General features: G+C 68.8%; 21 protein-coding genes. 6 read left to right on the top strand and 15 right to left on the bottom strand.

The window, feature by feature from the left end:
* Positions 1-5 precede the first annotated feature (5 nt).
* The gene (locus tag CFB24_RS10060) at positions 6-839 is read left to right on the top strand and encodes a DUF2155 domain-containing protein (RefSeq protein WP_088520766.1); all 834 of its coding nucleotides are present in this window, start codon (positions 6-8) and stop codon (positions 837-839) included.
* 15 nt (positions 840-854) lie between these two features.
* On the opposite strand, the gene aat is transcribed toward CFB24_RS10060, so the two are convergent.
* Genes aat through accB form a run of 4 tightly spaced genes read right to left on the bottom strand, consistent with a single transcriptional unit; the run spans position 855 to position 3,883 of the window.
* Positions 855-1,547, bottom strand: a complete 693-nt coding sequence (gene aat, locus CFB24_RS10065; RefSeq protein WP_088520491.1) for a leucyl/phenylalanyl-tRNA--protein transferase — start codon at positions 1,545-1,547, stop codon at positions 855-857.
* 47 nt (positions 1,548-1,594) lie between these two features.
* Positions 1,595-2,020, bottom strand: coding sequence for a hypothetical protein (locus CFB24_RS10070; RefSeq protein WP_088520492.1), 426 nt, complete (start codon positions 2,018-2,020; stop codon positions 1,595-1,597).
* Between the two features lie 3 nt (positions 2,021-2,023).
* Positions 2,024-3,385 carry an acetyl-CoA carboxylase biotin carboxylase subunit gene (gene accC, locus CFB24_RS10075; RefSeq protein ID WP_088520493.1) on the bottom strand — a complete coding sequence of 454 codons (1,362 nt, stop codon included), beginning with the start codon at positions 3,383-3,385 and terminating at the stop codon, positions 2,024-2,026.
* Entirely contained in the window at positions 3,386-3,883 is a 498-nt protein-coding gene (gene accB / locus CFB24_RS10080; RefSeq protein ID WP_088520494.1) for an acetyl-CoA carboxylase biotin carboxyl carrier protein, read from the bottom strand.
* A 240-nt stretch (positions 3,884-4,123) separates the two neighbouring features.
* Between accB and CFB24_RS10085 the strand changes: the two genes are divergently transcribed.
* From CFB24_RS10085 to serS, 4 genes are all read left to right on the top strand, one after another.
* A complete protein-coding gene (locus CFB24_RS10085; protein ID WP_088520495.1) occupies positions 4,124-4,369 on the top strand; it encodes a twin-arginine translocase TatA/TatE family subunit in 246 nt (81 codons plus the stop codon).
* Positions 4,370-4,475: 106 nt separating this feature from the next.
* Positions 4,476-4,886 (top strand): Sec-independent protein translocase protein TatB, encoded by a 411-nt coding sequence (gene tatB, locus CFB24_RS10090; protein ID WP_088520496.1) that lies wholly within the window; start codon positions 4,476-4,478, stop codon positions 4,884-4,886.
* A 30-nt stretch (positions 4,887-4,916) separates the two neighbouring features.
* The gene (gene tatC, locus CFB24_RS10095; protein ID WP_088520497.1) at positions 4,917-5,699 is read left to right on the top strand and encodes a twin-arginine translocase subunit TatC; all 783 of its coding nucleotides are present in this window, start codon (positions 4,917-4,919) and stop codon (positions 5,697-5,699) included.
* A gap of 73 nt (positions 5,700-5,772) precedes the next feature.
* On the top strand, positions 5,773-7,119 hold the full coding sequence (gene serS, locus CFB24_RS10100; protein WP_088520498.1) for a serine--tRNA ligase: 1,347 nt from the start codon (positions 5,773-5,775) through the stop codon (positions 7,117-7,119).
* On the opposite strand, the gene CFB24_RS10105 is transcribed toward serS, so the two are convergent.
* The 5 genes from CFB24_RS10105 to CFB24_RS10125 are packed head-to-tail and all read right to left on the bottom strand — an operon-like array spanning position 7,083 to position 12,770.
* Positions 7,083-8,645: an O-antigen ligase family protein gene (locus CFB24_RS10105; RefSeq protein ID WP_088520499.1), complete on the bottom strand. Its 1,563-nt coding sequence runs from the start codon at positions 8,643-8,645 to the stop codon at positions 7,083-7,085. The genes serS and CFB24_RS10105 overlap by 37 nt on opposite strands.
* Positions 8,642-10,033, bottom strand: a complete 1,392-nt coding sequence (locus tag CFB24_RS10110) for an oligosaccharide flippase family protein (protein WP_088520500.1) — start codon at positions 10,031-10,033, stop codon at positions 8,642-8,644. The genes CFB24_RS10105 and CFB24_RS10110 overlap by 4 nt, the downstream gene beginning before the upstream one ends.
* Positions 10,034-10,044: 11 nt before the next feature.
* Positions 10,045-11,490: a right-handed parallel beta-helix repeat-containing protein gene (locus CFB24_RS10115; RefSeq protein WP_158255176.1), complete on the bottom strand. Its 1,446-nt coding sequence runs from the start codon at positions 11,488-11,490 to the stop codon at positions 10,045-10,047.
* Complete coding sequence (locus CFB24_RS10120) at positions 11,487-12,026, bottom strand: acyltransferase (RefSeq protein WP_244593145.1); 540 nt, start codon at positions 12,024-12,026, stop codon at positions 11,487-11,489. Before CFB24_RS10120 ends, CFB24_RS10115 begins: the two co-directional genes overlap by 4 nt.
* A 21-nt stretch (positions 12,027-12,047) precedes the next feature.
* A complete protein-coding gene (locus CFB24_RS10125) occupies positions 12,048-12,770 on the bottom strand; it encodes an exopolysaccharide biosynthesis polyprenyl glycosylphosphotransferase (RefSeq protein ID WP_088520503.1) in 723 nt (240 codons plus the stop codon).
* 204 nt (positions 12,771-12,974) lie between these two features.
* On the opposite strand from CFB24_RS10125, the gene CFB24_RS10130 reads away from it, so the two are divergent.
* The gene (locus CFB24_RS10130) at positions 12,975-13,697 is read left to right on the top strand and encodes a cellulose synthase operon protein YhjQ/BcsQ (protein ID WP_088520504.1); all 723 of its coding nucleotides are present in this window, start codon (positions 12,975-12,977) and stop codon (positions 13,695-13,697) included.
* A 21-nt stretch (positions 13,698-13,718) separates the two neighbouring features.
* On the opposite strand, the gene CFB24_RS10135 is transcribed toward CFB24_RS10130, so the two are convergent.
* From CFB24_RS10135 to CFB24_RS10155, 6 genes are read right to left on the bottom strand one after another with little or no spacing between them, the layout of a single operon-like run.
* On the bottom strand, positions 13,719-15,005 hold the full coding sequence (locus CFB24_RS10135) for a Gfo/Idh/MocA family protein (RefSeq protein WP_141098416.1): 1,287 nt from the start codon (positions 15,003-15,005) through the stop codon (positions 13,719-13,721).
* The gene (locus CFB24_RS22525) at positions 15,002-15,889 is read right to left on the bottom strand and encodes a glycosyltransferase family 2 protein (RefSeq protein ID WP_141098417.1); all 888 of its coding nucleotides are present in this window, start codon (positions 15,887-15,889) and stop codon (positions 15,002-15,004) included. Before CFB24_RS22525 ends, CFB24_RS10135 begins: the two co-directional genes overlap by 4 nt.
* Entirely contained in the window at positions 15,886-17,268 is a 1,383-nt protein-coding gene (locus CFB24_RS22530; protein ID WP_141098418.1) for a GumC family protein, read from the bottom strand. Before CFB24_RS22530 ends, CFB24_RS22525 begins: the two co-directional genes overlap by 4 nt.
* 10 nt (positions 17,269-17,278) lie before the next feature.
* Positions 17,279-18,055 (bottom strand): polysaccharide biosynthesis/export family protein, encoded by a 777-nt coding sequence (locus tag CFB24_RS10145; protein WP_088520507.1) that lies wholly within the window; start codon positions 18,053-18,055, stop codon positions 17,279-17,281.
* Positions 18,056-18,058: 3 nt separating this feature from the next.
* Positions 18,059-19,339, bottom strand: a complete 1,281-nt coding sequence (locus CFB24_RS10150) for a hypothetical protein (protein ID WP_088520508.1) — start codon at positions 19,337-19,339, stop codon at positions 18,059-18,061.
* Between the two features lie 60 nt (positions 19,340-19,399).
* Positions 19,400-20,263, bottom strand: coding sequence for an aldo/keto reductase (locus CFB24_RS10155; protein WP_088520509.1), 864 nt, complete (start codon positions 20,261-20,263; stop codon positions 19,400-19,402).
* Between the last annotated feature and the right edge of the window lie 30 nt (positions 20,264-20,293).

Below are 20,293 nucleotides of genomic sequence, written 5' to 3' on the forward strand. Positions count from 1 at the left end.
GCATGATGAAATCCCCCCGTTTCCGGGCGTCGCGTCCGGCGCTGACGCTGGCTTTCGGCCTGATCGCCGGACTGGCGGCGCGGGCCGACGAGATTCGCAATCCCACCGCCAATTTCGCCGGTCTCGACAAGATCACCGGCCGCATCATTTCTTTCGACGTCGCCATCGACGAAACGGTGCAGTTCGGCACGCTGCAGATCACGCCGCGCGTCTGCCTGACTCGGCCTCAGACGGAGGCGCCGTTGACCGAGAGCTTCGTCGAGGTCGATGACGTCGACGGCAAGAGCGAGCGGCGGATTTTTTCCGGCTGGATGTTTTCGGCCAGCCCGGGCCTGCATGGCGTCGAGCATCCCGTTTATGACGTGTGGCTGAAGGATTGCCGGGGCGGCAAGGACGTGATCGCCTCGCCGGCGCCGAACGCGGCGCCCAATCTCAACGCGCCGCCGCCGCCCAATGCGCAGCCCGCGCCGGCGCCCGGCCGCAAACCGCGCATTCTCAAGCCGCAGGAGCCGGAGGAGCCCAAGGTGGACGCGCCGCCGGCCTCCGATACCGGCCCGACGCCGCCGGCCGATCCCGCGCAGGGGCCGGTCGAGCTGACGCCGGCTCCGACCGTCGCCGCGCCCTTGCCGCCGCCGGTCGAGGTCGGGACGCCGCCCGGCGCCGCGCCGGGCTCGCCGGCCGCCGCTGCGCCTGGAGACCCGACGCAGCCCAAGCCGAAGAAACCGAAAAAGCCGAAGCCGAAACCGCAGGCGGAGCCCGGCGTCGAGCGGCTGCCCTTGCAGCCGCAGGAGCCACGCCGCGATCGGGATGGCTTTCCCAACATCCGCGACCTGTTCTGACAAGAACTGCGTAGCTTAGGGGCGGGCGCTGTCGCCGCCCTCCCGTTCCCCGCCGCCGCGCGCCAGTTCGAGAATGGCTTCGGCCGGCGCGTCAGCCGCCAGCGCGGCGAAATCGGCCGGGATTTGTAGCGCCGCGCGCAGCCGCCTGTGGTAGGCGGCGCGCGGAATCTCCACCGCGCCGAGGCTGGCGAGATGCGGCGTGATGAACTGGGTGTCGAGCAGGGTGAACCCGCCGCGCCTGAGCCGCGCCACCAGATAGGTCAGGCAGATTTTCGACGCGTCGGTCGCCCGGTGGAACATGCTTTCGCCCATGAAGGCGCCACCCAGCGCCACTCCATAAAGCCCGCCAACGAGTTCGTCGCCACGCCAGGCCTCGACGGTGTGGACGAAGCCCGCGTCGAACAAGGCCCCGTAAAGTTCGGCGATGCGGCGGTTGATCCAGGTTTTCTCCCGGCCCGGCTTGCTCTCGGCGCAACCCGCGAGCACGGCGGCGAAATCCGAATCGACGCGGATCTCGAACGCGCCCGCACGGATGGTTTTGGCGAGACTTTTCGAGACCTTGAAGCCGTCAAGCGGAAAAACGCCGCGCCGCTGCGGATCGTACCAGGACAGAGCCACGTCGTCGGCGTCGTCGGCCATGGGAAACAGCCCCGCCGCATAGGCGCGCAGCAGAACTTCGGGCGTGATCGCGTCGGATTTGGAAGTCATGGGTCCGATTGTGGGCGCCCGAGGCCTTCTGCGCAAGCGGCGCCGCGTCAGTCGGCCCGGCTGACGTGCCCGTCGAGAAAGATCAGCTTTTCGTTGAGGTCGACCCGCCAATAGACATAGGCGTCGGGCGCGCCCCAGGTCCGGCCGCGCCAGCGCGCGCCGAGCACGCTGTCGTCGTTGGCGCAGGGCGTCACTGTTTCAAACCCCTCCGCCGTCAAGGTTTCACGCAAAATCTCGCCGGGCGTCCCCAGCGGAAATTTTTCGCGCAAACGCAAGGCGAAGACCGAACTTGGCTGCGGTCCGCGCTTGCGGCGCGCGTCCTGCTCATAGATCGAGCGCGCCGGACAGGGCGCGCCCGAAAGCCCCTCGGCGGAGAGGCCGGCGATCAGCTCGGGGGCCGGTCGAACCGGGCGGCTCCAGCCCCACCAGCCGAGAGCGGCGGCGACAAGGATGAGGACGAGCGCCAGCCGCACGGCTTACTGCTCGAAATTATCCATGCCACCGGCGGCCAGGAATTTCTCTAGCCAATGGATGTCGTAGGCGCCGTCCTGGATTTCCGAATTGCGCACCAGGGCGCGGAACAGCGGCAGCGTGGTGTCGACGCCATCCACGATGAATTCGTCCAGCGCCCGGCGCAGGCGCATCAGCGCCTCGTTGCGGGTGCGGCCTTGCACGATCAGCTTGCCGACCATGGAATCATAGTTCGGCGGGATGACATAGCCTTGGTACGCCGCCGAATCGACGCGCACGCCCACGCCGCCCGGCGGGTGGTAGTACAGGATCCTTCCGGGCGAGGGCCGGAAGGTGGCGGGATGTTCGGCGTTGATGCGGCATTCGATCGAATGGCCGCGCAGGTCGAGGTCTTCCTGTTTGTAGGCGAGCGGCGAACCGCTGGCGATCTTGATCTGCTCGACAATCAGATCAAGGCCGGAGATCATTTCGGTGATCGGATGCTCCACCTGGATGCGGGTGTTCATCTCGATGAAATAGAACTCGCCGTTCTCGTAGAGAAACTCGATGGTGCCGGCGCCGGAATATTGCAGCTTGCGCATGGCGCTGGCGCAGATCTCGCCGATCCGGGTGCGCTGGTCCTGGTTGAGCGCCGGCGAGGGCGTCTCCTCCAGCACTTTCTGGTGGCGGCGCTGCAGCGAGCAATCGCGCTCGCCGATATGCACGGCGTTGCCGAGGCCGTCGCCGAGAATCTGGATCTCGATGTGGCGGGGCTTTTCCAGATATTTTTCCAGATAGACCGCGTCGTCGCCAAACGCCGCCTTGGCTTCGGTCCGCGCCGTGGCCAGAGCCTCGGACAAATCCGCCGCCGTGTGGGCGACCTTCATGCCGCGTCCGCCGCCGCCGGCCGCCGCCTTGACCAGCACGGGAAAGCCGATGCCCTCCGCGATCTTCATCGCCTCATCGTCGTCGGTGACGCCGCCTTCGGAGCCGGGCACGCAGGGGATGCCCAAGGCGCGCGCGGTGCGCTTGGCTTCGATCTTGTCGCCCATGATGCGGATATGATCCGCCTTCGGGCCGATGAAGACCACGCCGTGATCGGTGCAGATTTCGGCGAATTTGGCGTTTTCCGACAGGAAGCCGTAGCCGGGATGGATGGCGTCGGCGCCGGTGATTTCGCAGGCGGCGAGCAGAGCGGGAATGTTGAGATAGGAGTCGCGCGCCGCCGGCGGGCCGATGCAGACCGATTCATCGGCCAGCTTGACATGCATGGCCTCGGAATCGGCGGTCGAATGCACGGCGACGGTGGCGATGCCCAGCTCCTTCGCCGCGCGCAGAATGCGCAGGGCGATTTCGCCGCGGTTGGCGATGAGGATCTTTTCGAACATTTAGGCGATCACCATCAGCGGCTGGCCATATTCGACGGGCTGGGCGTCTTCGACCAGCAGGGCGGTGACGGTGCCGCTCTTGTGGGCGACAATGTCGTTGAAGGTTTTCATCGCCTCGACCAGCAGCACCTTCTGGCCCTCGGTCACATGCGCGCCCACCTCGATGAAGGGCTTCGAATCCGGGGAGGGGCGAAGATAGACGGTGCCGACCATCGGAGACTTCAGCACGTCGGCGTGGTCATGTTCGGGGGCGGCGGGGGCGGCGGACGCCGGCGCGGGCGCAGCGGCGGCCGGCGCGGCGGCGACATAGGTCGCGGCCGTGGCGACGGGGGCGGGCGCGTAGGCCTGCCGCGCGACGCGAATGCGCAGGTCGCCCCGCTCCACCTCGATCTCGCTCAAATCCGTCTCGCTCAGCAGCAAAGCAATTTCGCGGACCAGCCCGGCGTCGATCTCGGAGGAGGTGTCGCGGGCGGGTTTGGAGGCGGGGGTCTTGGGCATTCTGGCGAGGGCCTCTTGATTTTTAGGGGACATTTTTAGGGGACACGCGGCGCGACGGCGCATGAATCGCGCTTACGCTGTAGAACAAAGGCCGTATAGTCCTTTTGGGCGCCCAAAGGAAGGGGCGCGGCTCAAAACGGGCGCGCGACAGATTTGCCCGGCTCGTTCCCGCCGCCGCCTTGTTTTTGCAAGCGACCGGCACTAGGTTCCTCGGCAAAATTCAATTCGGAGGTCTGCGTCATGGGCGGCTTGTCATTGCCCCATCTCTTGCTTGCTGCTGTGGTCATTCTCATCCTGTTCGGCGGGAAGGGCAAGATTTCCGAGCTGATGGCGGATGTCGCCAAGGGCATCAAGAGCTTCAAGAAGGGGCTGAGCGACGACGATTCGGCGCCCAAGCCCGCCGATCCCGCGGCGCCGGCCAAGACGATCGATCATCAGACGCCGGCGCCGATCGACGCGGCTCGCGACCCTAACAAGATCGGCTGAAACGCTCGACCTGCGCTGTTCTGTCGCGGGGCGCTGGACGCCTGTTCTCTCCTGCCGGTTCTCCCTTGCGGCGAGACCCGGCGCCTCACCTTGCTAGAAGGGCGCCATGTTCGATTTCGATGTGGGCAAACTGCTGCTGATCGGCGTGGTGGCCCTGATCTTCATCCCGCCCAAGGACCTTCCCAGTGCGCTGCGGCAGTTTGGGCGGATGCTGGGCCAGGCGCGGCGCATGGCTTCGGATTTCCGCGCCCAGTTCGACGAAGCCATGCGCGAAGCGGACATGCGCGACCTCAAGGACGAATTTTCCGATCTCAAGCAGAAGGCGTCGATCGAGGGGACCATGAACCGCATCGCCGACATGATCGACCCGGAGAAAGCCAAGAGCGTCGAGGCCTCGCCGGCGGTCGCGCCGGAGCCGGCCCCCGCGCCGGAGCCGACGCCCATTCTTGAACCTGCGGAAAAACCGATGATCGAAAGCGCCGAACTGCCGCCGCATCCGACGGAAGCCAAATCATGACGAAATCCAGCCGATGACGGACTTCAGCGCATGACTCAGGCCGACATCGACGCCACCAAGGCGCCGCTCATCGAGCATCTCATCGAATTGCGCGCGCGGCTGATCAAGGCGCTGCTCGCCTTCGTCGTCGCGTTCATCGCCTGTTTCTGGGTCTCGCATCACATCTACAATATTCTGCTCGGCCCCTATGTCTCCGTGGTCGGTCCCGACAACGCCAAGCTGATCGCCACCCATTTTCTTGAACAGTTCTTCACGCAGTTAAAACTGTCCATGTTCGGCGCGGGTTTCATCGCCTTTCCGATCATGGCGCTGCAGCTTTACAAATTCGTGGCGCCCGGCCTTTACAGCCATGAACGCCGGGCGTTCGCGCCTTATCTGCTGGCGACCCCGTTGTTTTTCTTCCTGGGCGCGCTGCTGGTCTATTTCGTGGTCATGCCGTTTCTGATCAAATTTTCGGTCAGTTTCCAGCAATTGGGCGTGAAGGGCGAGGCGACCATCGAATTGCTGCCGAAAGTCAGCGAATATTTGTCGCTGATCATGACGCTGATCTTCGCCTTCGGCATCGCCTTCCAATTGCCGGTGATCCTGACCCTGCTCGGTCAGGCCGGGATCATCGACCGGAAATTTCTGACGGAAAAGCGGCGCTACGCCATCGTGCTGATCACGGTGGTCGCGGCTATCCTCACCCCGCCGGACCTGATTTCCATGATCGCGCTTGTCCTGCCCATGGCGCTGCTTTACGAAGGCGCGGTCTTGGCCGTCGGTCTGATCGAAAAGAATCGGGCCCGGGCCGACAACGAAATTTCCCAATAGCCCTCAGGGCGAGGCGGCGCGACGCGCCGCTCCGCGCCGGGGGCGGTCCCGGACCAGCCCGTACGAGCCCGCCATGCACGACATCAAGACCATCCGCGACGACCTCGCCGGCTTTCGCGCCGACCTCCTGCGACGCAAACCCGACGAGGCCGCCGCGGACGCCCTGATCGTCCGGCTGATCGAACGCGACGACGCCCGGAAAACCGCGATCCAGAAAGCCCAGGCCGCGCAGGAGCGCCGCAACGCCGCCTCCAAGGAGATCGGCGCGGCGATGAAGGCCAAGGACGCCGCGTTGGCCGACGAGCTCAAGGCCGAGGTCGCCGCGCTCAAGGACGGCATGGGCGCGCTGGAGGCCGAGGAGCGCGACGCCATTGCGGCGCTCGAAACCGAACTCGCCGCCATTCCCAACCGCCCGCTGCCCGAGGTTCCGTTCGGCGCGGATGAGAACGACAATCCCGAAATCCGCCGCGTCGGCGAACCTAAAAACTTCTCTTTCAAGCCGAAGGAGCATTTCGAGATCGGCGAAGCCTTGGGCCTGATGGATTTCGAGGCGGCCGCAAAACTGTCCGGCGCCCGGTTCACCGTGCTCAAGGGCAAACTCGCCCGTCTGGAGCGCGCGCTCGAACAATTCATGCTCGACCTGCACACGGACGTTCACGGCTATACCGAAGTCGCGCCGCCGCTGCTGGTGCGCGACCGCGCCATGTTCGGCACGGCGCAATTGCCGAAATTCCGCGACGATCAGTTCGCCGCGCTCAGCCTGGTCGAGGCGGAGCAGCATTTCGCCGCGAACGAACCGGGCGAACTCGATCATTTCTGGCTGATCCCGACAGCCGAAGTCCCGCTCACCAATCTCGTCCGCGAGCAGATTCTCGACGAGGCCAGCCTGCCGCTGCGCATGACGGCGGGTACGCCCTGCTTCCGCGCCGAGGCCGGGGCGGCGGGCCGCGACACGCGCGGCATGATCCGGCAGCACCAGTTCTCCAAGGTCGAGATGGTGTCGATCGCCACGCCGGAGCAATCTCAGGCCGAGCACGAGCGCATGACCGCTTGCGCCGAGGAAGTGCTGAAGCGGTTGGGTCTGCCTTATCGCGTCGTGCTGCTGTGCACCGGCGACATGGGCTTCGCCTCACAAAAGACCTATGACATCGAGGTCTGGCTGCCGGGACAGGATCGCTACCGCGAAATCTCATCCTGCTCGGTCTGCGGCGATTTCCAGGCGCGGCGCATGGGCGCCCGCTATCGCCCGGCCGAGGGCAAAAATACGCGCTACGTGCATACGCTGAACGGTTCGGGCGTGGCGGTCGGCCGCGCGCTGGTCGCGGTGCTGGAGAATTACCAGAACGAAGACGGCTCGGTGACCGTGCCGGAGGCGTTGCGGCCCTATATGGGCGGGCTGGAAACCATTTCGCGGGCGTAAACCGTCGGTCGTCGTGGCGCGTCCGGGGCGCGGGCCTGCTCCTGCGCTTTGCGGCGTTTCGCCTGGGCGATGACCACAAAGGCCAGCGCCATCAGCAGATAGACCAGCGTCTGGTTTTCGCGCTGCGACAGCGCCAGCCGGTAAAACTCATAGGCGAGCAGCGCGCAGCCGAGCGGCCCCGCCAGCGCCGCGCGGGGATCGCGGTCGCGCAGGTAGATCGTCAGGCAGGCGCAGGCCGTCAGCGCGAGCGCGCCGAAATAGCAGACGGCGCCGGGAAAGCCGGTCTCGACCAGCAGCGAAACCAGATAGGAATCGATGCTGCCCGGCGCGTCGGGCGAGGGCCGCCAGTCCACCACGATTCCGCCCAGCCCGAGCCCGTGACCAAACACGGGGCTGTCGAAAATATGCGGCCAGGCCATGTCCATCTGCTCGGATCGCGCCGCGGTGCTGCCGAGGGAATCGTCGCCGCCGAAGACGATATTGAACAGCCGCCGCGACGCGAAAACGGCGGAGAGCGCCGCGCCGCCGACAGCAAGCGCGCCAGCGGCGGCGATCGGACCGGCGAGGCCGTTCGGGCGCGCGCGCGCCAGCCGGATCGCCGCCAGCAGCGCCAACAGCGGCATCGAGATCAGGAAGCCGACCGCGCCGCCGCGCGATCCGCTCACGAACAGCGCGGCCATGGCGGCGAGGATGGTCGCCAGCCCGAGCGCACGGTCGCGTCCGGATTCGCCGTGCAGCGCCAAAAAGCCGCCGAGCGGCGCGCAAATCGCCGCGAATTCGCCGAAGGACAGCGGCGTGTTGTAGATCGACACGGCGCGGAACAAGCCGTTGCGCCAGGGATTGAACTCCATCAGCACGCGGACGCCGGGGTTGGCGTCGGCCATGGCGGCGAGCAGCCCGTGCGGCAGAATGTCGAGCGCGAAATTGCGCGCGGCGAGGAAATCCGCGACCCCAAGCGCGGCGACGGGCAGAGACAGCGCGGCGATCAGGCGGACCAGCGCGGCGGCTTCCGCCTCATCGGTGACGACCAGCACGCAGGCGAGAAAAGGCAGCCGCCAGGCGAAGGTGAGGTCGGCGAATTGCTGCGCGGAAACGGCAGGGTCTGGCGACGCCAGGATGGACGCCGCGGCCATGAGGTCGAAGCCGAGGCTCAACGCCAGCAGAAGCGGCGCGGCGGCGAGCGTCGAGAGCAGTTGGCGCCGCGCCCGCGCCGCCGTCGCCAGCCGCAGCAACGCCAGGGCGATCAGCGCCAGCAAGGCGATGCGCCGCAGCGAAATCCAGGGCAGACCGGGAACCTGCGCGGTGTAATAGGCCGGAATGCAAATCTGCGCCGCCGTCATGACCGTGAAAGCGGCGGCGAGCAGACGCGGCGAAACCAACTCCCGTTCAGGCATTAGCCACAACAGGATGGCGCAGGCCGGCAGCATCAGCGCCACGCTGGCCAGCGGCGGCGCCAGCGCGGCGGTCGCTCCCAGCAGGACGGCGTAGGCGGCGAGAATCGGGAAGGGCGCGGCTTTCGCTGTCATGGCGGCGCGCCCGCTCGTAAGGGAGACGCCGCGCCGCCGAACAGGGCGCGCGCGAAAAACCCGCCGGCCAGAGCCGCGCAGACGATGGCGCAAGCGGTTGTCGAGGAACCAAGAGGCAGGCAGGCCGCCAGCGTCAGGCCACAGGCGAGCGCGAGGGCGCGCAAGGAGTCGTGCGCCGCCGTTCCGAGCAGGGGCCGCGCCAGCTTGAAAGTGACCGCGAGCGCCAGCGCCTCGCCGCAGAGGCGGCCGATCAGCGCCGATTCGACTTGCGGTCGCGCCAGCATCAGCGCGGCGGACAGCAGCAGCGCGAGCAGGGTCGCGAGGTTGCCCAGCGCCACCAACCGGGTGCGCTGTTCGAGCAGTTGCAGCGAGGTGAAGGGCTCGGCGCGCGCGATGCGCAGCATGGCGGCGCCGCTGAGCAGCGCCAGGACTTCGGGCGTCGGGACGAAGCGCGCGCCGAACGCCAGGGCGATGCCGGCATTGGCGCAACCCAGCGCGCCGCAGGCGTAGAGCGCGCCCAGCGCCGGGGCGGCGCGCGCGATCAGCCGGATCGGCCCGGCGCGGCGCTCCCCGGCGTTGTAAAGCGCGGCCGCCGTCACCGCGCCCATCAGCCGTTGCGCCAGCGAAACCGGCACCAGCACCGCCAGCATGGCCACAGCATAAAGCCCCAGCGTCTCCGGCCCGAGCAGCGCGCCGACCAGCACGCGGTCGCCCTGGGCGGCCACGGCGAGGCCGAGTCCATTGGCCATCAGGGGCGCGCCGAAACGCAGCGCCTTGCGGAAGGCGGGGCCGGCGAGCGTCAGCCGATACGGCGCGCGGGCGACCAGATGGCTGGCGACGGTCTGCCCCAAAGCCAGGCCGCAAAGCGAGGCCGTCAGCGCGTCATGCCCGCCGCCGAGCGCCAGGGTCGCGATGAGCGCCAGCAGCGACAGGACCGCGCCGGCCAGTCCCGCGCGCAATTGCGGACCGAAGCGATAGTCGCGCTCGGCCACCCGCGGCGCCAGATGCTCGAAACCGCGAATCGCCAGTGGACCCGCCAATGCGGCGAAATCGCCGGCGCCGCCGGGCAGGCCGAACAGAGTGGCGGCGAGCGGGGCCAGCGCGAGGGCGCCCGCCGCCAGCAGCAGTCCGCGCAATACGAGCAGGCCATGCGCGCCGGCCAGCGCCGCGTCCAAATCCTCGCGCCGCTCCGCATAGACGTAGCGGTGAACCGCCATGTCGGTGACCTGATCGTAAAGCGCGTAGGCGGTCGCCAGCGCCGAAGCGAAGCCGAGTTCGCCCAGAGGCAGCGCGCGGCTGAGCAGCAGCATCCGCACAAACGGCACGGCGATCTCCAGCGCGGCGCTGGCGCCGAGCGTCGATCCCTTGCGCAGGGTCTGCCCCTCCATATCCGCCGCTCCTATGGCGCGCGGCGGACATAGGCGCCGGGGTCGACCGGCGCCACGCGCAGGCGGCCGTCGGCGTCGCGCTCCGGCGCGCCCTCTGCCGCGCCCGGCGGCGGGGCGGCGGCGAGATGCAGATCGACCAAGCCCGAGGCGGGGGCGAAGCGCCGGAACAGCGGCGCCAGCGGCGCGACGTTGTTGCCGCCGTCCGCCACCCGCGCCTGTTTCTGAACGCGGATCGGCTTGGCCGTCACATTGTGGTCGAGCGCGACATCAGCGTTTTCGATCACTATGGCGGTCGCGATATTGTTGCGCGCGATGGCCTCGCCGCGCACGGAATGATCGGCGGAATCGTGGATCATGATCCAGCTGTCCCGGCCGGGCCGGGTCGCCGCCAGCGTATTGTTGATCACCTTGGCGCCGCGCACGCCATAGAGCGCGATTCCGTGCCAGGCGTTGGTGGCGATGGCGTTATTCTGGACGGTGACGCCCTCCCACCGGTCGGTGAAGATGGACACGCCCTGCATCTCGTTATCCTCGGCCGGATTGAGATTGACGATCACATTGCCGTCGATGAGAATGTCGCGGTTGGTCGCGCCGTGCAGCGCCCAGCCCTGGATCGCATCGGGGTGCAGCGGTTCGGCCGGAGTATGGCGGCTGGCGGAAATATGATTGCGCCGGATGGTCACGCCGCTGGCGTGGAAATCGACGGCGTCATTGCCGAAGTCGTGGATGACATTGTCTTCGACCAGCGATTCGTCGCCGCCGACGTCCAGGGCGTTGCGCAGGTTGAAAAATTCGTTGCCTCGAAACAGCGCGCAGCGCGCCTGCGACACCAGCCCGTAATTTTTCGGCCGGGCCACCCAGTCCTCGGGGCGCCAGTCGGTGACGGTCTCGGCGGCGAAAAAGCGATTGGCGATGAAGGCGATATGGTCGCTGGGGCCGAGCGAGGCGTGCGAATCGGCCTCGACAATGGCGTTGGCCGGCCCGCTCTCGCCCGATCCCGCGGAAAAGGTCAGCCCGCGCAGCAGCCAATGCGAGGCGCCGGCGATCCACAGGCTGTGCAGCACGGGCGCCTGTCCCGGCGCGGCGGCGATGGAAATGAAGCGGTCGTTGACATAGCCGATCAGCTTGACGTCGCCATAAGCGCCGTTCGCCAGTTCGATGACGTCGCCGCCATGGATAGGGCCGTTCGCGGCCGGCTCCATGGCGAAGCCGCCGTCGGGCCGCCGCTTCAGGCGCGGCGCGGCGATCAGGCCGCGCGCGGGGTCGAGAACCTGGGCAAGGCTGCGCCACGGGCGTTGCGCCGACCCGTCGCCGTCGTCGGCGCCGCGCGCGGGATCGACATGGAACACCCGCCCGGTTTGCGCCGCCGGCGCATCGCAGACGGCCCATGCGGGAGCCCCGAGGAGCGTGGTCGCCGCCAACCAAAGAAGGACGAAGGCGGGAACCGTCCGTCTCATGGTCGCGCGTCCGCGTCGGGCTGACGCTCCCGCGCCAGCGCGGTCGCATAGGCGTCGGCGAGAATGCCCCATTTTCGGGTGACCACGCCCGAACGCAGAATTTGCGCGGGATTGCCAGCGACGATGCAGCCTGCCGGCACATCTTTCGTCACCACCGCGCCGGCGCCGACGACGCAGCCGTCGCCGATCCGCACGCCCGCCATCACAATGGCCCGGGCGCCGATGAAACAATGGCGGCCGATATAGGTGTCGGCGTGGAAATGACGCGAGAGGTCATGCGAGAAGACCACCGCGTCGAACGCGATCAGCGTTCCCTCGCCAATATGGACGCCACGCGGGTTGGTGTGATCGAGCTGAGCGCGCAGCGAAATCAGGCAGTCGCGGCCAATATCCATGCCGGCGCGGCGCAGCAGGCCCAACCGGGCCGCAATCACCGCGCGGCGCAACGCCAGCGCCAGTCTTTTCAAAGGCGAGGGCGGGACGCCATTGCGGCGCGCCGCCGGCGCGCGCTCCAGCGCATGGCTTTCGAGGCTCACCAAGACGTCATTCCTCTCCCCTCAGACCGCATTGCGCCCGCCCACCACCGCCGCCAAGGTGCGCAGCAGGATCGACAGGTCGAGCGCCAGGCTCCAGTGCCGCACGTACCAGAGGTCCAAATCGACCCTGCGGCGGATTTGCTCGACCGTGTGCGTCGGCCCGCGCGCGCCGTGAATTTGCGCCCAGCCGGTCAGGCCGGCCTTCACCTGCTGGCGCAGGGCGTAGTTTTCGACGCAGGCGGCGAAATCCCGGTCATGTTTCACCGCATGCGGCCTTGGCCCAACCAGCGACATGTCGCCGCGCAGCACGTTGACCAGTTGCGGCAGTTCGTCGAGGCTGGTTCGGCGCAACAGCGCGCCGATCCGGGTGACCCGCGGATCGCGGGCGCGCGCCTGCTCGACCGCCGCGCCGTCCTCGGCCACAGACATGGTGCGGAATTTCACGATGCGGAACGGCCGGCCGTTCAGACCGCCGCGCGTTTGCCGGAACAGCGCCGGCCCCGGGCTGTCCAGCCGGATCGCCAGGGCGATCGCCGCCATCAGCGGGGCCAGAAGGGTCAACGCCATCGCGGCGACGCACAGGTCGAGGCCGCGCTTGGCCGCGCGCTTCCATGCGCTGAACGCCTCGCGCCGGATCGCCGGCGGTTCGCGGCCGGCGACGGGCAGGCGCCGCGCCGCGCGCCCATTGACGCGGAGGGCCAGGCGGCCCGGCGTCGCGCGCGATCTCAGAACAGTCCCGGACATGTCGCTCACGGCTTGCTCCAGGTTAGGCTCGACTCGGTTCGGCTACTCGACGCTATTCGCAATTCATCCGTGCGCCCGCAGTGGCGCACACAAGGTTGTTATTTGAAGCTAGTTCAACCTTCCGTTGCGAATTGTTGCATTTGTTCCACTCCGGCACAGACCAAGCGGATAAATTGCTGATACTCATCAACGGAAAGGCGCGTCATGACGGAGGTGCTGGAGTTCGAACCGCGCGGCCGAGGCTGGGGCGAGGTCCAGGATTTCGCGCGGGACGAGGACGCGCAAAGGTCCGAGTTCGCCGGGCGGTTCTCGCCCCTGCTGGGCATGGTCGAGAGGCCCGTCGGCGGCGCCGCCGAAACCATCCGGTCGATTCGCGCAGCCTTGATGTCGGCGGGATTCGGGCGCGGCGGGCTGGCGCTTGTGGCGCCGCGCGGCGGGCAGGGGACGACGGTTTTGGCGGCCAATCTGGCGCTGGCCTTCGCGCAACTGGAGGTCAAGACTTTGCTGGTCGACGCCAATCTGCGCCGGCCGGGTCTCGGCGCCCTGTTCGGCGTTGCGGGGCCGCGCGCGGGGCTGGCCGAATGTTTGGCGCGGCGCGAGGCCGAACCGCCGCTGGTGCGCGGCCTCGCGCCGCATCTGGCGCTGCTGCCCGCCGGCGCGCCGCCGTCCAACCCTCAGGATCTGATCGCCTCCGTCACATTCGCCGGACTGACGGCGCGTTGGGCCGAGGCCTTCGACCTCGTGATTTATGATTCGCCGCCGGCGCTCGAATCCGCCGACGCCGCGCTGATCGCGGCGCGCGCGGGCGCGGCGATGATCACAGCGCGGCTCGATTCCGCCCGCTATGACGAGGTGCGCCGGGTCGGCGACGATCTGCGCGGGAATGGCTGCGTCATCGCGGGGGTGGTCGGCGCCGGCTTCGCCTGAGTTGGTCGAAGCGGACGGCGATCAGTGCCGGTGCAGCGCCGCCAGCCGCGCGCCGAGCCAGCGGCGCCACAAGGGAATTCGCGGCGGCGGGAAGACCGGCGCCGCCAGGGTTTCGGGGCGCGGCTCCAGCGGCGCGAAGGTGGTGGTCATCGCCGCGCCGACGCCCGCCAGCCCCGCCGCCTGGATGGCGAGCGTCAGTTCGGTGATGTGCAGCGTGAAGTCCGTCGGCGGAAAGGCGGGGCGGCCCTGTTCGATCGCCTCCGCCAGTTCTGCGACGCCCAACGTCTTGTCTTGATCGTTGATTTCCCGGCGCTTCAGCGCCGCCAGCAGACCAGCGGGAGTCCATTTCACACGCGGCCGCCGCCCGCCGTGCGGCAGGGGCGGGCTCAACAGCGGCAGGCCGCCAACGCCGAACAGCCCGCGCAATGCGCCCAGACGGCGCAGGCTGACGAATTTCCGCGCGTTGAGGCCGACATCGTCGAAAATTTCGAGAAAGACCGGGCTGCGGTAATGCCGGTAGCTGTCGAGGCTCAACATGCCGCGCGCGCCGATCACGCGCATCGAATGATCCGTCGGCGCGGAAATGCTAAAGGTCAGGCGCGCGACCATTCCCCCGGCGAAATTCAGGCAGGCCACGGAGAAGTCCGGCGTGTCCAGCGGCTCTGTGGTCTTGTCGGGCGCGATGACGCGCGAAAAGGCGGTGACGCTCGCCACCGGGCCGAACAGGGCGCACAGCCAGGCGAGATGATAGCCGGCGTGCTCCCATGTGCAGCCGGACTCATATTCCTCGCGCCAGGGCCAGGGCGCGCCGCTGCGGCTGCGCCAGCTTTCCGGCCGCATCAGCGGGATGACATTGTCGTCGAATTCGGCATAGGCGAGGCGCGGCGCGCCGATCAGGCCGTCGCGCAAAGCTCTCCAAAGCGTCTGCACGCTGTCGCTCAGCACGTTGCACGGCGCGCAGGACAGGCGCAGGCCGCGCGCCCGCGCCAGTTCGACCAGCGCGCGGGCGGAATCGAGATCGCCGGTCAGCGGCTTTTCCGAATAGACATGTTTGCCCGCCAGCAGCGCGGCGCGGGTCACCTCGAAATGGCTGTCGATGATGGTGAGATTGACCACCAGCGCGATGGCGGGATCGGCCAGCAGCGCCGCGTTGGAGTCATAGGCGTTGAGGCCGTAATAGCGCGCGGCCTGGCGCAGGCGGACGGGGTCGCGGTCGGCCAGTCCGGCGATCTCGAGGCCGGGATAGCGCGGCCATGTCGCCATATAATGGTCGAACACATAGCCGCAGCCGATGATCCCGACCTTCATCGCCCGGCCCCGCGCCACGTTTGGTCCGACCGCAACAGCTCCAGAAACCAGATCAGCCGGCGCCAGCGCAGCCGGAACAGCAGGGCGATGGCGGCGGCCTTCAGCCGCAGGCCGGAGATTTTGCGCGAGAACGCCAGCTTGAAGGCGTGAACGAAGGGCGAGGCGGCCACAGCCGCGAGATAACCGGCCCAGGCCAGCGCGCCCGGACGCTCGATCTGGCGCAGGCCGTGGATTTCCGCGACGACGCGCCGCGTCTTGCGCGCGAGGTCCGGCCAGTCGCGCCGCGCCGGATGGCCGACCACAACGGTTTCGTCGTAAACCAGTCGCAGCCCGAGCCGCACGGCGCGCTGGCTCCAGTCCTTGTCCTCCGGCACGCCGGAGCGGAACGGCCCGATCCGGTCGACATCGGCGCGGCGCGCGAACATGTTGCCCGCGCCGCAAAACCCTTGCCGGGTGTAGCGGCGGAAATCGAAGGCGAACACCGCCTCATAGGCTTCGGCCGGGGTGGGGCGCGCCGCGTCGGCGAACACCACGTCCACCTTGCCGGCGATGACGACGCCGTCGCGCAGCGCCCGAAGGCCGCGCTCGAGCCAGTCGGGCGCCGGGCGGCAGTCGGAATCGAGAAAGGCCAGACTGCGCCCGCGCGCCGCCGCGAGCGCGGCGTTGCGCGCATGGGCCGCCCCTTGCAGCGGCGCGGACGCCAGAACCACGTCCGGTCCGCAGGCCTCCGCCACGGCCGCCAGGCCGCAGGACGAGGCGTTGTCGGCGACGACGATCTCGAAATCGTCGCGCGGAAACGTCTGTCGGCGTAGCAGCGACAGGCACAGCCGCAGGTTTTCCAGATCGTTGTAGTGCGGGATGATCACCGAGGCGGCGGGGCTCACGCGCGCGCGCTCCCGAACGGCGGCGCGCCGGCGGGCGGCGAGAAATCGCCGGCCACGCCGAGCAGCGGCGCGCCGGCGGCCTCGGCGAGGTCCTCGGGGCGGCGGATGCGGCGGTCGAGCGCCTCGACGATCAGCGCCCCGAGCACGGCGAGGCCGAGGCCCGCGCCGCCCGCCAGCGCCAGGGCGGCGAGCGGCTTCGGGGCGGCCGGGTTGGCGGGCGGCGCGGCGCGGTCGATCACCGCGATATTGGAAAAGGACAGCTGGCTTTGCAGCCTGGCTTGGCTGGCGGCGCGCTGCAGCCGGTCGACCTCGTCTTGCTGAAACTGGATCTCGGCCCGCAATTGGGCGAGGCGGTCGCGCTGCGCCTGCACCCCAACCATGTCGCGCAAATTGTCCGCGTAGGTTTTCTCCATCCGCGCCACCCTGAGCATCTGCGCGGCGACGCGCTCGGCCAGCTTGGCGCGATAAGCGTCGGTCTGTTCGGCGATCTGTGCGCGCAGCGACTCGCGCAGCGCCTGTTTCTCGATCATTTTGGGATGCGAGGCGCCCGCCTCGGCCTTCAGCCGGGCGATGTCGGCTTCGGCGCTTGCAAGCGAGGCGCGCAATCCGACCAGCGTTTGCACATCGGGGTTCTGGGCGTCGTTGGCGCCCGCGCCCGGCGTCGCCAGCTGGCTTTGCAGCGCCACCAGTTCGGTCTTGGCGGCGGACAGCGCGTTGCCGATCGAGAGCAGGCGGTCGGCCTCCGAATCGTTGGCGCCGGGCGCCAGCAGCCGCGCCTCGGTCTGAAAACTCTCCAGCCGGCCGCGCGAGTCCGCAAGACGCGCGGCGGCCTTTTCGATCTGCGGCGCGAACCAGTCGGCGGCTTTCTGCGCCGACTGACCCTTGAGGGCGACGGCGGCGTCGATGAAGGCGGTCATGAACGCATTGGCGACCGTGGCGGCATGTTCGGGCATCGCGGCGCGAAAGCCGATGGTGAGCACGTTGGAGCCGGGCAGGAAGCGAACCTCCAGCCGTTCGAGCAGACGCTGCGCCGCGAACTGGCGGATGTCGGCGGCCGGCTGGCGCCAGACGCCGGAATAGGCGCGCTGGATCTCGGGGTCCCGGTCGAAATCCAGGCGGCGGACGACGTCGAGCGCGACCTGGTTGCTGCGCGCCAGCGCGGCGAGATTGCCCTGCACGATCAGCACGCTGCCGGGCGCAGGCCCGAGGCCGCTGACCGGATCGGCCGAGCTGGGGTCGATGCTGGCGACGGCGACCGCGTCATAGCGCGCCGGGGTTATCAGCAGCGCCGCGGCGGCGCCGCAAAGAGCGCAGCCCAATATCGCGGCGGCGAGGCGGAGGCGTTTGCGCAAGACGAGGAGAAACAGCGGCAGGCCCATGGGTTGCGCCTCAGAATAAGCGTTCGTTGACAATGATCGTGTCGTCGGCCTGCACCGTCTGGTCGAGGTCCGCCGGTTGCTCGGCGCCGTCCCGGCGAATCCTCAGGCCCCACGCATCGGAGCCGAGCGGCGCAAGGCCGCCCGCCAGCGCGATGGCCTGCCGAACAGTCAGCCCGGGACGGGCGAGCGCATATTGGCCGGGCTTGTTGACATAGCCGTAGAGATAAATGACGCGCGGCGGCTCGACGAAAACCGTGTCATTGTTGCCAAGCAGCGCTTGCGCGCCCTCGCGCCCTTCGAGCACGGCGCGCGCGTTGTAGCGCGCGATCCCTCGCGCGCGATGCACGACAATGTCCGAATCCGCCGCGTCCTCGCGCAGGCCGCCGGCGCGGGCCAGCGCCTGCGCCAGCGTGATCGGACGGTCGAGCGTGAAGGCGCCGGGCTGGCCGACCGCGCCGAGCACCGACACTTGCAGGCCGAAACTTTGCACCTCCACCGACACTTGCGGCGCGTTGACGAGGCCCTTGACCTTGAGCAGATCGGCGATCTGCGCGGCCAGCGCGCCCGTGGTGCGTCCGGCGGCGCGCAGCCGTCCGGCATAGGTCAGCGCCAAAGTGCCATCGGGCTCGATCCGCGCGGCGGCGGAAAACTCCGGCTGGCTCTGCACATTGATCTGCACGACGTCGTTGGTGTTGAGCAGGCGCCCGCCCGTCTTGGTCCATGCGGGCGCCGCCGCCAGGCTCGCCAGCAGCGCGCAGAAGTGAACGAGGCGGACGATGTGGCTCATGGCTCAATACGGCTTGAAGTCGACGCCGATCATGGCGACCGTGGTGGGGACGCGCCCGCCGGCCAGACGGCGCTCAACGCGTTGCACGCTGGCGCTGAGACTGGTGAAGGGCGTGAGTTGATAGACGGCCTTGCCGGCCACGGCGGTCAGCGTCGAGCCGCCATAAAGCCCGGCGGCGGGCGGCCCGCCTTCGAGCCGCAACCGCGCGACGCTCGCGGTGAAGGCGAGTTTCGCCGAGGCGCGCCAGCTGAGCGTGAGGCTCTGAGTTTCGGCGATCTGGGCGGCGGCGCGGATCGACACGGGCGGGCCGAGCGCGCGGCTCGCCGCGAGCACAGCGCGCCAGAGGTCGGACGGGGCGAAGACGAGTTCGGCGCCATAGGTTCCCACCTGACGCGGACGGCCGTCGCCGGGGCCGGGGGCCTGGCTCGCGCCGAGCGCGGCCCGCGCCTGCAAAGCAGACGAAAAGACGCGGCGATAAGCGGCTTCGAGGTCCGTCTTGTCGGCGTCGCGGGGCAGGGCGGACGCCTCCCGCCCTTCCAGAAAACGCGTCCGGGCGGCGCGGGCGAAGATTTCGGCGTGGTCGCGCGTCGAAACGTCGTAATCCAGCCCGAGCTTGCCATAAACGGCGTCGGCGTCGAGCGCGCGGGCGGCGAGAGCGGTATGCCGCCGGCTGGCGCCGCCGGCGGCGAACAGGGCGCCGAGCGCGCCGTAAAGCGCGCAACGGCCCTCCTGATCCACGCCGCGCAGCCGCAACGTGTCGAGGCCGGGGCCTGAGGCCTGCTCGGCCTCGGCCTGCTTGTCGCTGGCGGCGGCGGCCAGCCGCCCGGCGCAGTTGCGCCCGGCGCGCCAGTCCCAGCCGAGGTCGAATTGACGGTCGTGGCGAGAGGCGGATTTGTCGTCGAGAAAATCGGTCGCCGCGATCCGCGCCTGCGCGAAAAACCGTTGTGGACCGAGCGACAGGCGCCCAAGCGCGCCGACCTCCGTCCGCGAGACGGCGCTGGCCTTGGGCGTCCGTCCCGGCGCGCTGTTCAGGATGTTGTCGTTGAAGCCGCCAGACTGATGCAGGTCGAGCAGCACGGGCGAATCCGACCAGTTGAAGACGGGCAGCCAGGCCAGCGGATAGGCGGGCGAAGGCGCGGCGGCGAAAGGCCCGCGCGCGGCCGACGGATCGGGGGGCGGCTGGAGTGTGGACGCGACGGCCAGCGCCGGGGAAAATACGACGAAAGCGAAGGTCGCAATTCTCCCCCCGCCCTGCGCAGGCCTGCCGCGGTCCGCCCGGTTCAATATTTATTTCTCCAGCCGCCCGCGGAAAGCGGGGTCGTGGCGACAATGGCGAGCAAAAACTTAAACCGCGCAGCGACGCGCAATTGGCGCGAGGGCAACATTGTCGAGTCCTTTTTCTTCGTCATCGGCGGCTTGCGTGAAGGCGCGCAGCCGCTCGGGCCGGCGCGTGCTCGCCACCACCGCGCCGCCGGGGTTGCGCCGCAGCGCGCCCCTCAGCACGATGGCGATCTCCGATTCAGGCGCTCCGGCCCGCCGCGCCGCCGCGACATAGCCGTAGGTGAGTTGCGGCGGACATCCGCGCGCGATCAGCGGATCGGCCTGGCGCAGATCGAGACTGTCGGGGCATTGAATCACCGCAGCGAGGCCGGGCGCGCGGTCGAGAAAATCCAGAACGTCCCCCGCCCGCGTCGCGGCGAGACCGAAGGCGCCGATGCGGCCCTGCGCCGCCAGATCCTCCATCCAACGCAGCCATTCGTCGGCGGCGAGCAGGTCGATCCGGGGCGCGTGCAGCAGAAACAGATCGAGCCGCTCGCGGCCGAGGCGGCGCAGGCTCCCCTCCAGCGACAGCTTCGCCCGCGCCAGCGAAAAATCCGCCTGCGTCTTCGACAACGCCGGCGCCAGCTTGCCTGCGGCCTTGCGCAGGAAAATCGCCGCGCCGCAGCCATCCTCTCCACCCGGCGCGTAAAGGCCGACCTTGCTGGCGACGGTCAGATCGGGCCGCGCCCGCAACAGCGGGGCGAGATCGCGTTCGGCCATCCCGAAACCATAGGACGGCGCGACGTCGAAATGGCTGAAGCCGCAATCCGCCGCGGCGCGCAGCAGGCTTTGGCGCCGCCGCGCCCCGCCGGCGTTGAACAGGCGGGCGCAACCGAACGCAAAGCGGGACAGGCGCAGGCCGCAGCCGGGCAGGAGAATTTGGCGCATCGACCGCGACTATGACGCCGCCGCGCCCCC

It is taken from the genome of Rhodoblastus acidophilus (assembly GCF_900187365.1).
Taxonomy (GTDB): Bacteria; Pseudomonadota; Alphaproteobacteria; order Rhizobiales; family Beijerinckiaceae; genus Rhodoblastus; species Rhodoblastus acidophilus.